The sequence below is a fragment of the Microbacterium neungamense genome, assembly GCF_024971095.1.
Classification (GTDB): Bacteria; Actinomycetota; Actinomycetes; order Actinomycetales; family Microbacteriaceae; genus Microbacterium; species Microbacterium neungamense.
Genome location: NZ_CP069717.1, coordinates 411,452 through 426,751 on the forward strand (window position 1 = coordinate 411,452; position 15,300 = coordinate 426,751).

The 15,300-nt window shown below is 71.2% G+C and carries 15 protein-coding genes, 3 tRNA genes and 1 pseudogene; 15 read left to right on the forward strand and 4 right to left on the reverse strand.

From position 1 onward, the window contains the following. Nucleotides 1–18: 18 nt before the first annotated feature. Nucleotides 19–3,894 carry a DNA-directed RNA polymerase subunit beta' gene (gene rpoC / locus JSY13_RS01990; RefSeq protein ID WP_259607340.1) on the forward strand — a complete coding sequence of 1,292 codons (3,876 nt, stop codon included), beginning with the start codon at nt 19–21 and terminating at the stop codon, nt 3,892–3,894. A 57-nt stretch (nt 3,895–3,951) separates the two neighbouring features. On the opposite strand, the gene JSY13_RS01995 is transcribed toward rpoC, so the two are convergent. After that, nucleotides 3,952–4,260, reverse strand: coding sequence for a putative quinol monooxygenase (locus JSY13_RS01995; RefSeq protein WP_259607341.1), 309 nt, complete (start codon nt 4,258–4,260; stop codon nt 3,952–3,954). Nucleotides 4,261–4,358: 98 nt separating this feature from the next. On the opposite strand from JSY13_RS01995, the gene JSY13_RS02000 reads away from it, so the two are divergent. From JSY13_RS02000 to JSY13_RS02010, 3 genes are all read left to right on the forward strand, one after another. Continuing rightward, entirely contained in the window at nt 4,359–5,282 is a 924-nt protein-coding gene (locus tag JSY13_RS02000) for a carbohydrate kinase family protein (RefSeq protein WP_259607342.1), read from the forward strand. An 86-nt stretch (nt 5,283–5,368) separates the two neighbouring features. Beyond that, a tRNA-Tyr gene (locus JSY13_RS02005) sits at nt 5,369–5,449 on the forward strand. A gap of 217 nt (nt 5,450–5,666) precedes the next feature. Further along, the gene (locus tag JSY13_RS02010) at nt 5,667–6,116 is read left to right on the forward strand and encodes a hypothetical protein (protein ID WP_259607343.1); all 450 of its coding nucleotides are present in this window, start codon (nt 5,667–5,669) and stop codon (nt 6,114–6,116) included. A 7-nt stretch (nt 6,117–6,123) separates the two neighbouring features. Here the strand turns inward: JSY13_RS02010 and JSY13_RS02015 are convergent, their stop codons facing one another. Then, on the reverse strand, nt 6,124–7,242 hold the full coding sequence (locus tag JSY13_RS02015) for a PQQ-dependent sugar dehydrogenase (RefSeq protein ID WP_259607344.1): 1,119 nt from the start codon (nt 7,240–7,242) through the stop codon (nt 6,124–6,126). A 227-nt stretch (nt 7,243–7,469) separates the two neighbouring features. Then, nucleotides 7,470–7,832: pseudogene (locus JSY13_RS02020) on the reverse strand (carbohydrate ABC transporter permease); the annotation flags it as partial. An 11-nt stretch (nt 7,833–7,843) separates the two neighbouring features. Here JSY13_RS02020 and JSY13_RS02025 point away from each other — a divergent pair. From JSY13_RS02025 to JSY13_RS02045, 5 genes are all read left to right on the forward strand, one after another. Beyond that, complete coding sequence (locus JSY13_RS02025) at nt 7,844–8,353, forward strand: nucleoside deaminase (protein WP_259607345.1); 510 nt, start codon at nt 7,844–7,846, stop codon at nt 8,351–8,353. A 34-nt stretch (nt 8,354–8,387) separates the two neighbouring features. Continuing rightward, nucleotides 8,388–8,879: an FBP domain-containing protein gene (locus JSY13_RS02030; RefSeq protein ID WP_259607347.1), complete on the forward strand. Its 492-nt coding sequence runs from the start codon at nt 8,388–8,390 to the stop codon at nt 8,877–8,879. An 89-nt stretch (nt 8,880–8,968) separates the two neighbouring features. Further along, nucleotides 8,969–9,766 (forward strand): enoyl-CoA hydratase/isomerase family protein, encoded by a 798-nt coding sequence (locus JSY13_RS02035; protein ID WP_259607348.1) that lies wholly within the window; start codon nt 8,969–8,971, stop codon nt 9,764–9,766. A gap of 115 nt (nt 9,767–9,881) precedes the next feature. Beyond that, nucleotides 9,882–11,003 carry a hypothetical protein gene (locus tag JSY13_RS02040; RefSeq protein ID WP_259607349.1) on the forward strand — a complete coding sequence of 374 codons (1,122 nt, stop codon included), beginning with the start codon at nt 9,882–9,884 and terminating at the stop codon, nt 11,001–11,003. Beyond that, nucleotides 11,000–11,812, forward strand: a complete 813-nt coding sequence (locus JSY13_RS02045) for an inositol monophosphatase family protein (RefSeq protein WP_259607350.1) — start codon at nt 11,000–11,002, stop codon at nt 11,810–11,812. The genes JSY13_RS02040 and JSY13_RS02045 overlap by 4 nt, the downstream gene beginning before the upstream one ends. A gap of 232 nt (nt 11,813–12,044) precedes the next feature. On the opposite strand, the gene JSY13_RS02050 is transcribed toward JSY13_RS02045, so the two are convergent. Next, a complete protein-coding gene (locus tag JSY13_RS02050) occupies nt 12,045–12,194 on the reverse strand; it encodes a hypothetical protein (protein ID WP_259607351.1) in 150 nt (49 codons plus the stop codon). A 304-nt stretch (nt 12,195–12,498) separates the two neighbouring features. Between JSY13_RS02050 and JSY13_RS02055 the strand changes: the two genes are divergently transcribed. From JSY13_RS02055 to JSY13_RS02075, 6 genes are all read left to right on the forward strand, one after another. Continuing rightward, nucleotides 12,499–13,680, forward strand: a complete 1,182-nt coding sequence (locus JSY13_RS02055; protein WP_259607352.1) for a M23 family metallopeptidase — start codon at nt 12,499–12,501, stop codon at nt 13,678–13,680. A gap of 51 nt (nt 13,681–13,731) precedes the next feature. Beyond that, a tRNA-Thr gene (locus tag JSY13_RS02060) sits at nt 13,732–13,803 on the forward strand. A gap of 33 nt (nt 13,804–13,836) precedes the next feature. Beyond that, nucleotides 13,837–13,910 (forward strand) — tRNA-Met (locus tag JSY13_RS02065). Nucleotides 13,911–14,029: 119 nt separating this feature from the next. After that, on the forward strand, nt 14,030–14,170 hold the full coding sequence (locus JSY13_RS12515) for a hypothetical protein (protein ID WP_336297699.1): 141 nt from the start codon (nt 14,030–14,032) through the stop codon (nt 14,168–14,170). A 9-nt stretch (nt 14,171–14,179) separates the two neighbouring features. After that, entirely contained in the window at nt 14,180–15,025 is an 846-nt protein-coding gene (gene mmuM, locus JSY13_RS02070; RefSeq protein ID WP_336297719.1) for a homocysteine S-methyltransferase, read from the forward strand. Beyond that, entirely contained in the window at nt 14,997–15,299 is a 303-nt protein-coding gene (locus tag JSY13_RS02075) for a nucleotidyltransferase family protein (RefSeq protein WP_259607353.1), read from the forward strand. The genes mmuM and JSY13_RS02075 overlap by 29 nt, the downstream gene beginning before the upstream one ends. The last annotated feature ends 1 nt before the right edge of the window (nt 15,300 follow it).

The window sequence follows — 15,300 nt, forward strand, 5'->3', positions numbered from 1 at the left end:
TTCTACCCAGGAGAACCAGTGCTCGACGCAACCACTTTCGATGAGCTTCGAATCGGCCTTGCCACTGCTGACGACATCCGCGGATGGTCGTACGGCGAGGTCAAGAAGCCCGAGACGATCAACTACCGCACGCTGAAGCCCGAGAAGGACGGGCTCTTCGGCGAGCAGATCTTCGGCCCCTCCCGCGACTGGGAGTGCGCCTGCGGCAAGTACAAGCGCGTCCGCTTCAAGGGCATCGTGTGCGAGCGCTGCGGCGTGGAGGTCACCAAGAGCTCCGTCCGCCGTGAGCGCATGGGCCACATCGAGCTCGCCGCCCCGGTCACCCACATCTGGTACTTCAAGGGCGTCCCGTCGCGCCTGGGGTACCTGTTGGACATGGCGCCGAAGGACCTCGAGAAGGTCATCTACTTCGCCGCCTACATGGTGATCTCGGTGGACGAGGAGGCGCGTCACCGCGACCTCGCCACCCAGGAGAACAACATCCGCCTCGAGCTGAAGACGCTCGGCGACCGCCGCGACGCGAAGATCGCTGCCCGCCTGGCCAAGCTGGAGGAGGAGCTCGCCGCTCTCGAGGCGGAGGGCGCCAAGGCCGACGCGAAGAAGAAGGTCAAGGACGCCGCCGAGAAGGAGATGGCGCAGATCCGCAAGGGCGCCGACGAGGCGATCGCCAAGCTCGAGCGCGTGTGGGAGGACTTCCGCACGCTCGAGGTCGGCGCGCTGCGTCCCGAGGACGACGTCTTCCACGAGCTGCAGGACCGCTTCGGCCAGTACTTCGAGGCGCACATGGGCGCCGAGGCGATCAAGAAGCGCCTCGAGTCCTTCGACCTGGCCGGCGAGGCCGAGTCGCTGCGCCTGCAGATCGCCGAGGGCAAGGGTCAGCGCAAGATCCGCGCGATCAAGCGCCTGAAGGTCGTGAACTCGTTCCTGGAGACCGGCATGAGCCCGGCCGCCATGGTGCTCGACGTCGTCCCGGTGATCCCGCCGGAGCTGCGTCCCATGGTGCAGCTGGACGGTGGCCGCTTCGCCACCTCCGACCTGAACGACCTGTACCGTCGCGTGATCAACCGCAACAACCGTCTGCGTCGCCTGATCGACCTCGGCGCCCCCGAGATCATCGTGAACAACGAGAAGCGGATGCTGCAGGAGGCCGTCGACGCGCTGTTCGACAACGGCCGTCGCGGCCGACCGGTCACCGGCACCGGCAACCGCGCCCTGAAGTCGCTCAGCGACATGCTCAAGGGCAAGCAGGGCCGTTTCCGTCAGAACCTGCTCGGAAAGCGCGTGGACTACTCGGGCCGTTCGGTCATCGTCGTGGGTCCGCAGCTGAAGCTGCACCAGTGCGGTCTGCCCAAGCAGATGGCGCTGGAGCTGTTCAAGCCGTTCGTGATCAAGCGCCTCATCGACCTCGGTCACTCGCAGAACATCAAGGCCGCCAAGCGCGCCGTCGAGCGCACCCGTCCCGAGGTGTGGGACGTGCTCGAGGAGATCATCCGCGAGCGCCCGGTGCTGCTGAACCGCGCCCCCACCCTGCACCGCCTGGGCATCCAGGCCTTCGAGCCGCAGCTCGTCGAGGGCAAGGCCATCCAGCTGCACCCGCTCGTCTGCGCGGCGTTCAACGCGGACTTCGACGGCGACCAGATGGCCGTGCACCTGCCGCTGTCGGTGGAGGCGCAGGCCGAGGCCCGCATCCTGATGCTCGCCTCGAACAACATCCTGAAGCCGTCCGACGGCCGCCCGGTGACCCTGCCCTCGCAGGACATGATCATCGGCCTGCACCACCTGACCACCCTGAAGGAGGGTGCGAAGGGCGAGGGCCGCGTGTTCGGCTCGGTGTCCGAGGCGATCCTCGCCAAGGACGAGGGCACCCTCGACCTGCAGGCGAAGGTCCGCATCCGCATCCCGGGTCTGACGTTCCTCGAGGGCGAGGCCCCCGAGGGCTACGAGCGCCACGGCCTCGTGGACACCTCGCTCGGCCAGGCGATCTTCAACGACGCGCTGCCGAAGGGCTACCCGTTCGTGCGCGGCGTCGCCGACAAGAGCAAGCTGTCGCAGATCGTGAACAAGCTCGCCGAGGAGTACCCGAAGGTCGAGACCGCCGCCACGCTGGACCGCATCAAGGACGCCGGCTTCTACTGGGCCACCCGTTCCGGTGTGACCGTCGCGCTCAGCGACATCCTCACCCCGCCGAACAAGGCCGAGATCGTCGCCGGCTACGAGAAGCAGGCCGCGAAGGTCCAGGCGCAGTACGAGAAGGGTCTCACCACCGACGCTGAGCGTCGTCAGGAGCTCATCAAGATCTGGACCGAGGCGACCGACGAGGTCCAGGCCGCGATGAAGGCCTACTTCCCGGCTGACAACACCATCAACCGCATGGTGTCCTCGGGCGCCCGTGGTAACTGGCTGCAGATCCGCAACATCGCGGGTATGCGCGGTCTGGTGAACAACCCGAAGGGTGAGATCATCCCGCGTCCGATCATCTCCTCGTACCGCGAGGGTCTGTCGGTGGCGGAGTACTTCATCGCGACGCACGGTACCCGCAAGGGTCTGGCCGACACCGCTCTGCGCACCGCCGACTCGGGTTACCTGACCCGTCGTCTGGTGGACGTCTCGCAGGATGTCATCATCCGCGAGGAGGACTGCGGCACGACCAAGGGCCTCGAGCTGTCGATCGCCGCGCCGAACTCGCAGGGCGAGCTGGTGCGCGACGCGAACGTGGAGAACTCGGTGTTCGCCCGGACGCTCGCCGCGGACGTGGTGAACGAGGCCGGCGAGGTGCTGGCATCCGCCGGCGACGATGTGGGCGACGTGCTCATCGACAAGCTGGTCGCGCTGGGTGTCGAGAACATCAAGGTCCGCTCGGTGCTGACCTGCGACTCGGCCGTCGGCGTCTGCGCGCAGTGCTACGGCCGCTCGCTCGCCACTGGCAAGACCGTGGACATCGGCGAGGCCGTCGGCATCATCGCCGCCCAGTCGATCGGTGAGCCCGGCACCCAGCTGACGATGCGTACCTTCCACACCGGTGGTTCCGCGTCGGCGGACGACATCACCCAGGGTCTGCCCCGTGTGCAGGAGCTCTTCGAGGCGCGTACCCCGAAGGGCGCCTCCCCGATCGCCGAGGCCGACGGCCGCATCACGATCGAGGAGACCGAGAAGTCGAAGAAGGTCATCCTGACGCCCGACAACGGCGACGAGGAGGTGGTCTACCCGGTGCTGAAGCGTGCGACGCTCCTCGTTGAGGACGGCCAGCACGTCACCGTCGGTCAGCCGCTCCAGGTCGGCACGCTCGACCCGAAGGAGGTCATGCGCGTCATGGGTGCCCGCGAGGTGCAGAAGTACCTCGTCGGCGGCGTGCAGGGCGTGTACCGCTCGCAGGGTGTGCCGATCCACGACAAGCACATCGAGGTCATCGTGCGCCAGATGCTGCGCAAGGTCACGGTCGTCGACCACGGCGACACGAACCTGCTGCCGGGTGAGATGGTCGACCTGAAGCGCTACCAGCAGATCAACCGCGAGGCCGTGGCCGAGGGCAAGCGCCCCGCCTCGGGCCGTCCGGAGCTGATGGGTATCACCAAGGCTTCGCTGGCGACCGAGTCCTGGCTGTCGGCCGCGTCCTTCCAGGAGACGACCCGCGTGCTCACGCAGGCCGCCATGGAGGGCAAGCGCGACCCGCTGGTCGGTCTCAAGGAGAACGTCATCATCGGTAAGCTCATCCCGGCCGGAACCGGTCTCGCCAAGTACCGCAACATCACGGTGGAGGCGACCGAGGAGGCCAAGAGCGAGCGCTACCCGAACCGGATCTTCGCATCCGACGGCGCGTACGCCGAGGGCGACTTCGGCTACGTCGACTTCGACGCGTTCTCGACGGACGACATCACCCCGGGCTCGTACAACTGACGCGCCTTCGGTGAGGTGAGGCCCCGGATTCTTCGGAATCCGGGGCCTCACCCTGTTCTACGGCTCGGCGGTGCGGGACAGGAAGGTCAGCTGCGAGGCATCCTCCATGATGAGCTCCTGCAGCCGCTTGTTGAACGGGACGCCGTACGGTGCCGCGAGGTGCTCCTCGAACGCGGCGCGATCGCGGTACACCTCGAACACGAAGAACCTGTCCGGCTCCTCGGTGCGGCGGTAGGCGTCGAACACCAGGTTGCCCGGCTCCTGCCGCACATCGGCGACGAGGCCTCTCAGCAGTGCGTCGACCTCCTCGGTGCAGCCGCGCAGAGCCGTGAACTCGGCGAAGAGGGTGACTGCTTCGTCGGACATGGGTCCCTCCCGTCATCAGAGTGGGAACAGGATAGCGAGGGCGGCGGCCGCCGTGTCATCCGTTATGCGCAGGTCGGATGCTGCGCGAGAATGGGCGAATGACCGCTGAGAAGCCGAAGAGCGCCGTCGTGATCGGCGACGCCCTGATCGACGAGATCCGCGACGCGACGGGCATCCGGGAGCTGGTGGGCGGTGCGGCGCTGAACGTCGCCGTCGGCCTGCGCCGGCTCGGGGTCCCGACGACCCTCATCGCCATGGTCGGCGACGACGAGCCGGGCGCGCACATCCGCGAGTACCTGAAGGACCACGGCGTCGCGCTGATCTCGAGCCCGGCGCCGCACGGGTCGTCGCGCGCGATCGTCACGCGATCGGCGAGCGGCGAACCGGAGTACGTCTTCAACGAGGCGGCGCAGCGGCGCAGCATCCGGTACGACGACGAGGCGCGTGCCGCGATCGCGGATGCCGGTGTGGTCGCGATCAGCTGCTTCCCGTTCGACGTCCCGGCCGAGGTGGACGCCCTGGCGGACGCCCTCGGCGAGGCGCGCGTCGCGATCGACTCGAACCCGCGCTCGGGCATGCTCAGCGACCGGGACGAGTTCGTCCGCGGCTTCGAGCGGCTCGCCGCCCGGGCCGCGCTGGTGAAGGTCGGCGCCGACGACGCGTCGCTGCTCTACGACGGCGACCTGGACGCCCTGCGGCAGCGGCTGCGGGGTCTCGGGGTTTCGGCGGTGCTGGCGACCGCCGGCTCGCGGGGTGCGGTGCTGGAGTCGGATGCCGGCGTCTTCACGGCGCCGATCGCGGAGCTCCCGGGGTCGATCGTGGACACCGTCGGGGCCGGGGATGCGACGCTCGCCGCTGTCGCTGCGGGGCTCGCGGAAGGGGATCCCGGATCGGATGCCGAGTGGCAGGCGCTGCTGGATCGCGCCATGGCGATCGCCGCCGCGACATGCCGTGCGGAGGGCGGTCTGCTGCGCACGCCGGAGTCGCTGGTGGATGCGGATCGCGGCGTCCGTGGCAGCTGACCGCCGATTTCTCGCGCCCCGGTCGCGGAGGGTATGCTTGTACTTCGCGCCCCCGGTTGGCTGAACAAGCTGGACGGGTGTGCACTGGCGAGTTGCCCGAGCGGCCAAAGGGAGCTGACTGTAAATCAGCCGCGTAAGCTTCGGGGGTTCGAATCCCTCACTCGCCACCGAATGTCTGAAGGCCTCCGCCCAGCGGGGGCCTTCAGCCGTTCCCGCCCCTCTTTCCGGTCGTCGAGCGCCCTTCGACAGGCTCAGGAACCGCACCGCCGGAGCGAGACGAAACGCCCTCCGCCGGGGCGTTTCGTCTCGCTGCGCTCGCTCAACGACCGGGGAGGGAGTGGGCGTTCTCGCGTAATGAACGGGCGCCTGCCGCGTCTCACAGGTATGACGGCCAGCGACAGGCTCGAGAACGAGCGTGCGTCCACGCGCGCCCCGCAGGCACACAGCCGGCTCGAGCGGCGCGTGGCTCTGGATCTCAGCATCGACGAGGAGCTCGGTCGCGGCGAGGCGCGGGCCGCCGAGCTCCCGGAGGCGCTCAGCGACGTGCTCTCCGTGCTGGTCGATCACGAGCTGGCCCGCCTCGAGCCGCTCACCACGGAGGCGCTCCTCGCCGAGGAGCCCCTGATCGGCCCGTTCCGGATGCGGCGGCTGCGCCACCGGCTGGACGCCCTCGCCGACATGAACCTGGTCCGGTTCGAGGGCGAGTTCGTCCGACCGACCATCGCCGGGATCGGCGCGATCGGACGCTTCTCCACGATCCCTGGCCGCCACCGTCCGCCGGCGGAGCAGCTGCGCGCTCTGCGGCAGGCCGAGCTCCGCGGCATCCGGTCCTGACCGCCGCTCACCCGAGCGGAAGCCGCAGCAGGCGGTCGTCGCCCTCCCGCGGGTCGCCCCGCCCGTCGGTGTTGTTCGTGAGGATCCACAGCGACCCGTCCGGCGCCGGGACCACGTCGCGCAGCCGGCCGTGCTCGCCCACCAGGTGCTCGGTCGCGGTCGACAGATCCGCCAGAGGCACCTGCCGCAGCCGCTCGCCGCGCAGGTTGGCGATGTAGATCGCGCCGCCCGCGACGGCGATCCCGCTCGGGCTGGCATCCGACGGCGTCCACTGCTGCACCGGGTCGATGAAGCCGTCCCGGCCGGCGATGCCCTCGACCTCCGGCCAGCCGTAGTTCCCGCCCGCCTCGATCACGTTGAGCTCGTCCCAGGTGTTCTGGCCGAACTCGCTCGCGTACATCGTGCCGTCCGCGCTCCACGCGATGCCCTGCGCGTTCCGGTGCCCGTAGCTGAACACCGGTGACCCGGGGAACGGGTTGTCCTCGGGGATGCCGCCATCCGCCCGCAGCCGCAGGATCTTCCCGGCGACGCTGTCGAGGTCCTGCGCGTTGCCGGTGTCGCCCGCATCGCCGGTGGTCGCGTACAGCATCCCGTCGGGACCGAACGCGATGCGCCCGCCGTTGTGGATGCCCGCCGACGGGATGCCGTCGATGAGCGTCTCCGCCGGTCCGAGCGCCAGCGCGCCCGGCGCGCCCCGGATCTCGAACCGCTGCACGCGGTTGCCGTCCTCGCCGGTGGAGTACACGTACAGCCGGCCCTCGTGCGCGGCGATGCCGAGCAGTCCGCCCTCGCCCCGCGGCGCGACGCCGTCGATCACGGCGACCTCGCGGACCGCGCCGTCGCCGCCGAGCTCCAGGATCCGCGCCGTGTCGCGTTCGCTGATCAGCGCCGTCCCGTCGTGGAACGCGATCGACCACGGCGCGTCCAGCCCCTCCGCGATCACCGTCGCCGGGCCGGTGGGGCCGGTGGGGCCGGGCGGCGCCGGCTCCGCGCTCGCGCTCGGAACGGCCGGCCGCGAGGGGCTCGGCGGCCGGGCATCCGTCGCGGCCGTGCATCCGGCGAGCACCACCAGCGCCGCGACGAGGGCGACGGATGCCGCGGCGCGGCCGACCCGGAACAGTGCCATGCGACCACGGTAGGCTCCGCGCACCCGCCGCGGCACCCCTTGCTCGCCGCGGCACCCCTCACCTCCAGCCGCCCGCGCCCCTGACAGCCCTCACCTCCCGCCGCCGCGCCCCGACAGCCCGCGCCGCCCCGCGGCCCCGCCCGTGACAGCCCGCGCCGCCCGTCGCCGCACGCCCGAGCGCCGGCACCGCGGCCCCCGCAGCGCCGGCGCCCGGCCGGGCATCCGTCCTACTTGATCGAGCCGCGCGTAACGCCGGAGATCACCCAGCGCTGCGAGAAGATGTACACGATCAGCAGCGGGGCCATCGCCATCAGATGCGAGGCGAACGCGACCGTGTAATCGGTGTTGTACTGCCCCTGCAGCACGTACTGCGCGAGCGGCAGCGTGCGCGCACCGGGATCGGTGAGCACCACCAGCGGCAGGATGAAGTCGTTCCACGCCCACACGCAGGTGAGGATGCCGACCGTCGCGTTCATCGGCGCCAGCAGCGGGAAGATGATCTGCCAGAACACCCGCCATGTGGACGCCCCGTCCACGCGCGCCGCCTCCTCGAGCTCCAGCGGGATCGAGCGGATGTACGCGGAGTAGAGAGGAGCCCGTCATGGCCGATGCACCCGCGCCCGTCACCGATCCCGAGGACCTGCTGCGCCTGCGCCGCTGCCTGGAGCTCGCCCGCGAGGCGCTGGAGGCCGGTGACGAACCGTTCGGATCGCTGCTCGTCGACGCGGACGGCACGGTCCGCTTCGAGGATCGGAACCGGGTCGCCGGCGGCGACCGCACCCGGCATCCGGAGTTCGAGATCGCGCGCTGGGCCGCCGCGCACCTGACGCCCGAGGAGCGGCGAGACGCCACCGTCTACACCTCCGGCGAGCACTGTCCGATGTGCAGCGCGGCGCACGCCTGGGTCGGGCTCGGCCGGATCGTGTACGCGGCGAGTTCGGCGCAGCTCGCGGAATGGCACGCCGCGTGGGGCGTGGCTCCCGGGCCGGTCGCGGGGCTGCCGATCGGCGTCATCGCTCCCGGGATCGCTGTCACCGGACCCGCCCTCGAGCTCGCCGACGAGATCGAAGCGCTGCACCGTGCGTTCATCGACCGTCAGCGAGCGCGATGAACCCGCGCCGGCCGCGCCTTCCTAGACTGGGACGATGCGACCGCTCACCGAGGCCGACGTCCGCGCGTCGATCGTCAACGCCGAGCCGGAGGAGATCGCCCAGCTCGGGATGCCGCACGACTTCCTCCTGATCGACTGGGACTACCTCGACTTCCTCGCCTGGCGCGACACCGTCTCCAGCCGCCGCGGGTGCGTGGTCGTGCAGCACGAGGGGCATCCCGTGGGCATCCTGCTGCGCTCCACCGACCCTGGCCGTGCCCGCTCCGGCATGTGCAACATCTGCCACACGCTGCAGCCGGGCAACCAGGTGGCGCTCTTCACCGCGCGCCGCACCGGAGCCCGCGGGGCCCGCGGCGACAGCGCAGGCACCTACATCTGCGCCGATCTGTCCTGCCACGAGAACGTGCGCCTCGCGCACCCGCTCGCCCCGAACGAGGTGCGCGCCCCGGGGCAGGCCGACATGCGGCTGGACGGCACCCGTCGGCGCATGGAGGCGTTCGTGGCGCGGGTCGTCGGGGAGTCCTGAGCCACGTCGCGCTCGGTTAGGATGGATTCACCGAAGCGCGCGAGCCCGTCGCGCGGCGGCATTCGAGCATCCGGCATCGAGGGAGAGCCATGAGCGACGCCATCCTGTTCACGGTCGACGAGGGACTGGCGCGGCTCACGCTGAACCGTCCGGCACGGCTGAACGCGTTCAACGCCGAGCTCGCGCACGCGTGGCGGGACGTCACCACCGAGGCCGTCGCCCGCGCGGACGTGAAGGCCATCCTGCTCGACGCTGCGGGCCCGGCCTTCTGCGCCGGCGGCGACGTCATCGACATGGCGCGCACGATGGGCTCGGGGGAGGAGATCACGGCCTTCGCCCGCGTGATCAACGAGGGCATCCTCGCGCTGACGTCGTCGGCGATCCCCGTCGTCGCGGCCGCCCACGGTACGACCGCCGGGGGAGGGCTGGGCATCCTGCTCTGCAGCGACTACGCCGTCGTGGGCGCCCGCTCGCGGCTGGGCAGCCTCTACGCGAACATCGGGCTCACCCCCGACCTGTCCGTCTCGGCGCAGCTCGCCCGCGCGATCGGGGAGCGCCGCGCGCTGCAGCTCGTGCTGCAGGACCGGCTGCTCACCGCCGCCGAGGCCCGCGAGTGGGGGCTCGTCGCCGAGGTCGTGGAGGGAGCGGATGCCGCGGCCGAGGCGGATGCGGTGCGCGCACGTGCCGAGGAGATCGCCCGGTTCTGGCTCGCCGGGGCGACGGATGCCTACGGCCAGGCGAAGCGTCTGGTGCGGTCGCAGCCGGCGCGCGGCTTCGCCGAGCAGCTGGAGGAGGAGGCCCGCACGATCGGCGCCGCCTTCGACACCGAGGACGCCAAGGCGGGCATCGCCGCGTTCGCCGCGGCCTCGGAGCGCGCCGCGCGCTGACTCGCTCTCCCTAGCCGACGCCCTCCGCGGAGTTGTCCACCGCTCCCGGGCCCCGAGCGGGCGGCGGATGCGGCGCATGGCAGGATGAGACCACGACGCCGACGAGAGGATCATCATGTCTGACGCCCCCACCACTGCGCCGAATCGGCCGAACACCTCGCTGCTGCTTCGCGGCGCGATCTGGATCGCCATCGGCGCCCTCATCGCGGCCGCGTTCGTGTGCGTGGTGTGGGTGCTCATCGGCGACCAGGACGGCCTGGTCGGCCGGGCGTTCCTCACCATCTTCCTGCTCGCGGCGTTCGCCGGTGTCGCAATCGCCGAGACCGGTCTGGCGCCCAACCGGCCGGACTGGCTGGCGCTGACCAGCATGATCACCTGGATCATCGCGCTCCTCGTCGGGGCGGTGAAGATCTGGCTTCCGGAGTCGGAGGAGGAGTACTACGGGCTGGAGGCCGCGCGCTTCCTGCAGTTCCTGCTCGTGGTCGGCATCCTGCAGCTGGCGCTGCTGCACGTGCGCCTCTACCTCAAGGCCGCGCGGCGGCATGTGACCGCGTTCACGCGCGGGATCGTCATCGGCACCCTGGTGCTGCTGGGCGTGCTGGTGGCGCTGCTGGTGTTCGCCCTGACCTTCCCGCACACCTTCGAGTACGGCGAGTTCTACTGGCGCATCGTCGTCGCCGTGACGATCCTCGTCGCGGTCGGCACGACGCTGATCCCGCTGCTGAACGCGCTGTTCGCCCCCAAGCGGCAGCCCGCGCCGGCCGCGGCACCCACGGTGGCCGCCTGGCCCACATATGCCGACGGTCGGACGCCGCTTCCGGTGATGCCGGACGGGTCGCCGGACTGGAACGCCTACTACACCGGCTACCCCACCTACCCGGCTGTGCAGCAGCCGCTGCAGTCGCCCGCCCCGGCGGCGACGCCGGCGGCCGAGACCGCGGGGCACCCGCAAGCGCAGACCTTCGCCGGTGCCTCGTCGGCGTACGCCGGGCCGCCGTCGCCCGGATTCCCGCCGCCCCCGCCCGCGGCGCCGCAGTCCCCGCCCGCTGCGGCGCCGGAGCCGCCCGCCGCACCGCAGGATCCCTTGACCGCGCCGCAGACGCCACAGCCGCCTCAAGCGCCGCAGGATCCCTTGACCGCGCCGCAGGATCCGTCGACCGCGCCGCAGGCGCCACAGCCGCCTCAACCGCCGCAGGATCCGTCGACCGCGCCGCAGGCCCCGCAGGCTCCGCGATGACCACGGCTGCAGAGCTCGGCGCGCTCGCCGCGGACATCGCCGCTGAAGCGGGCGACCTCGCCCGCCGCCGACGCGAGGCCGGCGTCCCCCTCGCCGCGACGAAGTCCACCCTGGCCGACATCGTCACCGAAGCCGACCGCGAGGTGGAGGAGCTGATCCGCGGACGCCTGCGCCGGGAGCGCCCCGGCGACGGGTTCCTCGGCGAGGAGTCCGGAGCGGAGCGCGGCGCCACGGAGTACACCTGGGTCGTCGACCCCATCGACGGCACGGTCAACTACGCGTACGGCATCCCCGGTTACTCGGTGAGCATCGCGGTCGTCGCCGGCGAGCCGACGCCCGAGCAGTGGCGCGGTGTCGCCGCGGCCGTCTGCGCTCCCCGCCTGGACGAGCTTTTCACCGCCGTCGCCGGCGAGGGTGCGTGGCTCGACGGCATCCGTCTCGCCGTCACCACCGAGCAGCCCGCCGGCGCCCTCCTCGGCACCGGATTCGGCTACGACCCGGCCACCCACGACGGCGACCTGCGGACCGTGCGCCGCGCGATGACGATGGCTCGGGACCTGCGCCGGATGGGGTCGGCGGCCATCGACCTCGCCTACGTCGCCGCCGGACGCCTGGACGGCTTCTTCGAGCGCGGTCTGCAGCCCTGGGATTTCGCCGCCGGGGCGCTGCTCATCGAGGAGGCGGGCGGCGTCGTCAGCCGCTTCGACACCGACTCCCGGCGGCCCCTGTTCGTCGCGGGCGGCCGCGCCGTGCACGACCGGCTGCGCGAACTCGTCGCCGGCGACCCTCCTCCGGATGACGGAGGGTGACCGGTTCATGGCATTCCCAGGTCTGAACCGGTAGTGTTTACCCGATCGTTACTTTCGTTGCCCGAACAACCGAAGTGACCAAGCCCTCCCCAGCTTGAACAACCCGAGAGAACCCCGACTTGCCCGCTGAACTCCCCCCGGTTGCGCCCGCGCTCACGCGACGCTCCAACCGTCTCCGCACCGCGCCCGCGGTCGGGGGCACGTCGACGCCCGTCACCGACGCCGACCCGCGTCAGACCCCCTCCGGCTCCTCGTTCTTCGTCACGAACGACGCCGGGGCGACGACTTCCGCACCGTCTTCTGCAGCCGACTCGCCCTCCGCCTCGGCTCCGGCACCGTCCGCCTCGGCACCGTCCGCCTCGGCTCCGGCACCGTCTTCCACTTCGGCACGGTCTGCTGCTCCGGCGTCCGCCGCGACGGCCTCCGCCCCCGCGCCGGCCCCGCTCACCCGCCGCGCCCGCCGCCAGTCGGCCCAGTCTGCGCCGTCCCGTCACGACGCCCCCGCGCCCGGTCGCACCGAGGCTCGCGTCGAGACCCGCCGGCACGAAGCGCACCTGCCGACCCCTGTCGAAGCCCGCCGTCACGACGGTCACGCCCCCGCTCGTCACGACGCGCACGCCCCGGCCGGCGTCGAGTCGGTCGACGCCGACCCGACCCGCCCCGCGGCCGAGGCCTCCCTGGCCGAGATGTTCGCCGAGCCGGCCGGCGACGCAGACGACGCGCTCCGCACGGTGATGTCCTCCCGCCTCCCGGACCTTGAGGACACGATCCCGGTGTCCCGCGTCGCGGCATCCGCGGTGGAGGAATCCCACGGGGTCGACGACCCGATGCCCTCGTGCGACACCGCCGCACCGCACGACCTCCCCCGCGCGAGCGAGCTTCCCCGCGCGGCCGAGCGTCTTTCCCGCGTGAACGACGACGCAACGGTCGTCCTCGAGGGCGACGCCTTCACCGCGGCCGCCCAGGCCTTCGGCTTCGACGCCGACGCGGACTCCGAGACGGCGACCGGCGCAGCGCGGGAGACCGGCGCAGCGCGGCAGACCGTCACGGCCGCACCTGCCGCCGCCACATCCGCCGCGTCGACCCCCGCCGCTTCCCGTCGGCCGCGCGTGCTGCGCAACATCCTCGCCGGCGGCGCAAGCGTCGGCGTGATGGGCGTCGCCTGCCTCCTCACCGTCTCGATGACGCTGCCGGCCGGCGCCGTCGCCGCGGCGCAGGGCCCGGGTGCCCAGACGGTCACCAGCCTGGTCGCCCCGCAGAAGGAGGGCACCGGCGCGAACGCCGTCGACGAGGACGAGATCCAGGCGTTCGTGGCCTCCTCCGACGTGCAGACCGAGCAGCTGGCGCGGTCCGAGAACTACTCGACCGTCTCGCTCGCCGAGGTGGCCGCCCAGGAGGGCATCAACTACTCCACCGACGTCTTCACCAACGACCCGGACGCCGCGATCCAGTGGCCGTTCATCGTCGGCACGTCGATGAGCTACGGCTACGGCATGCGCGACGGCCGCCTGCACGAGGGCATCGACTTCACCCCCGGCTCCGGCGCCCCGATCCAGGCGATCGCCGACGGCACGGTCCGCACCGCGACGGAGTCCGACGGCGCGTACGGCGTCAGCGTGTACATCGACCACGTCATCGACGGCCAGGTGATCACCAGCCACTACGCGCACATGCAGTACGGCTCGCTGCGCGTCCAGGCCGGCGACAAGGTCAAGGTCGGCGACACCGTCGGACTGGTCGGGAACACCGGCCGCTCGTTCGGCGCCCACCTGCACTTCGAGCTCATCGTCAACGGAAGCACCATCGACCCGATGCCGTGGCTCAAGGAGAACGCCGGTCGTTACGACGGGGTCGCCCCGGTTTCGTAACTCGGCCGTCGAGATGCTATTCTCGACTGGTTGCCCGGACAGGGCAGCAACGCCCCGATAGCTCAGTGGCAGAGCACTTCCATGGTAAGGAAGGGGTCGTCAGTTCAATCCTGACTCGGGGCTCTGGCATCCGCTCTCGCGAGCCGGTTGCATCGCGGCGGAGTAGCTCAGTTGGTGAGAGCGCACGACTCATAATCGTGAGGTCGCGGGTTCGAGTCCCGCCTCCGCTACGCAGATCAAGCCCTCGGTTCGCCGGGGGCTTCGTCGTTCCCGGGTCGATCCCGTGTCACATCCCCGGACCCCGTCGAACCGCCCGATAGGCTGCCGGAGCCCGACCCGAAGGAACCCGATGCCCGCCCGTCACGACCTGATCCAGCACCTGGCGAACGGGAACGAGATCTTCCTCGACGGCGCTCTTGCCACCGAGCTGGAGCGTCGCGGCTGCGACCTCGCCGACCCGCTCTGGTCCGCCAAGGTGCTCGTCGAGTAGCCCGAGGTCATCGCGGAGGTGCACCGCGACTACTTCGAGGTCGGCGCCCAGTGCGCCACCACCGCCAGCTACCAGGCCAGCGTGGAGGGATTCTCGGCTCGCGGCATCGACGGCCAGACCGCGCTCGACCTCATCGCGCGCAGCGTGCTCCTCGCGGAGGCGGCGCGTGAGGCGGCCCTCGACGCGAACCCCGACGGCCCGCCGCTGTTCGTCGCCGGGTCCGTCGGCCCGTACGGCGCCTACCGGGCGGACGGCTCGGAGTACCGCGGCGACTACGACCTGACCCGGGACGAGTTCATCGCGTTCCACCGTCCGCGCGCGACCGCGCTGGCAGAGGCCGGCGCCGACGTCCTCGCCGTGGAGACGCTGCCGAAGCTGACCGAGGCGCTCGCCGTGGCCACGCTCGCCGACGAACTCGGCATCCCCGCCTGGTACTCGTTCTCCCTGCGCGACGCGCGTCACCTCAGCGACGGCACGCCCCTCGCCGACGTCGCGCGCGCCTTCGAGGGCCGCCCCAGCGTGGTCGCGATCGGGGTGAACTGCGTCCCCGCCGACCTCGTCACTCCCGCGCTCGAGGAGCTCGCCGGGCACACCTGGCTGCCGCTGATCGTCTACCCGAACTCCGGGGAGAGCTACGACCCCGTCGCCAAACGCTGGGCCGGTGGCGGTGCATCCGCCTCGCTCGCCGACCTCGCACCGCAGTGGCGCGAGCGCGGCGCGAAACTCATCGGCGGATGCTGCCGCACCACGCCCGCCGACATCGCTGCACTGGCGGCGGCCCTGCGTTCCGGCTCCGGCAGGAGCGCTGCAGGGCTAAACTCGGGCCATGGGACTGCAGGTCGACCTGGATCGTGAAGTGATCGCGCGTATCGCGCGTTCGCACGCTGTTCAACGCTTGCACGTCTTCGGATCCGCGACCACGTCACGGTTCCGCGAGGAGAGCGATGTGGATGTCCTCGTTGAGTTCCACGCCGGCGTCCAGGATCCGTTCGACGCCTACTTCGGCTTGAAGGAAGACCTTGAGAAGGTGCTCGGAAGGCCTGTCGACCTCGTGATGGCGAGTGCTGTCCGGAATCCGTATTTCCGCGCCCGAGCGGCGGGCGAAGCTCAGGAGATCTATGCGGCCTGAC

Bases quoted from the DNA above. Each gene is read 5' to 3' on its own strand.
- JSY13_RS01995 (WP_259607341.1), bottom strand. From the start codon at position 4,260: ATGTCCGACGAAGCAGTCACCCTCTTCGCCGAGTTCACGGCTCTGCGC.
- JSY13_RS02000 (WP_259607342.1), top strand. From the start codon at position 4,359: ATGACCGCTGAGAAGCCGAAGAGCGCCGTCGTGATCGGCGACGCCCTG.
- JSY13_RS02010 (WP_259607343.1), top strand. From the start codon at position 5,667: ATGACGGCCAGCGACAGGCTCGAGAACGAGCGTGCGTCCACGCGCGCC.
- JSY13_RS02015 (WP_259607344.1), bottom strand. From the start codon at position 7,242: ATGGCACTGTTCCGGGTCGGCCGCGCCGCGGCATCCGTCGCCCTCGTC.
- JSY13_RS02025 (WP_259607345.1), top strand. From the start codon at position 7,844: ATGGCCGATGCACCCGCGCCCGTCACCGATCCCGAGGACCTGCTGCGC.
- JSY13_RS02030 (WP_259607347.1), top strand. From the start codon at position 8,388: ATGCGACCGCTCACCGAGGCCGACGTCCGCGCGTCGATCGTCAACGCC.
- JSY13_RS02035 (WP_259607348.1), top strand. From the start codon at position 8,969: ATGAGCGACGCCATCCTGTTCACGGTCGACGAGGGACTGGCGCGGCTC.
- JSY13_RS02040 (WP_259607349.1), top strand. From the start codon at position 9,882: ATGTCTGACGCCCCCACCACTGCGCCGAATCGGCCGAACACCTCGCTG.
- JSY13_RS02045 (WP_259607350.1), top strand. From the start codon at position 11,000: ATGACCACGGCTGCAGAGCTCGGCGCGCTCGCCGCGGACATCGCCGCT.
- JSY13_RS02055 (WP_259607352.1), top strand. From the start codon at position 12,499: ATGTTCGCCGAGCCGGCCGGCGACGCAGACGACGCGCTCCGCACGGTG.
- JSY13_RS12515 (WP_336297699.1), top strand. From the start codon at position 14,030: ATGCCCGCCCGTCACGACCTGATCCAGCACCTGGCGAACGGGAACGAG.
- JSY13_RS02075 (WP_259607353.1), top strand. From the start codon at position 14,997: ATGGGACTGCAGGTCGACCTGGATCGTGAAGTGATCGCGCGTATCGCG.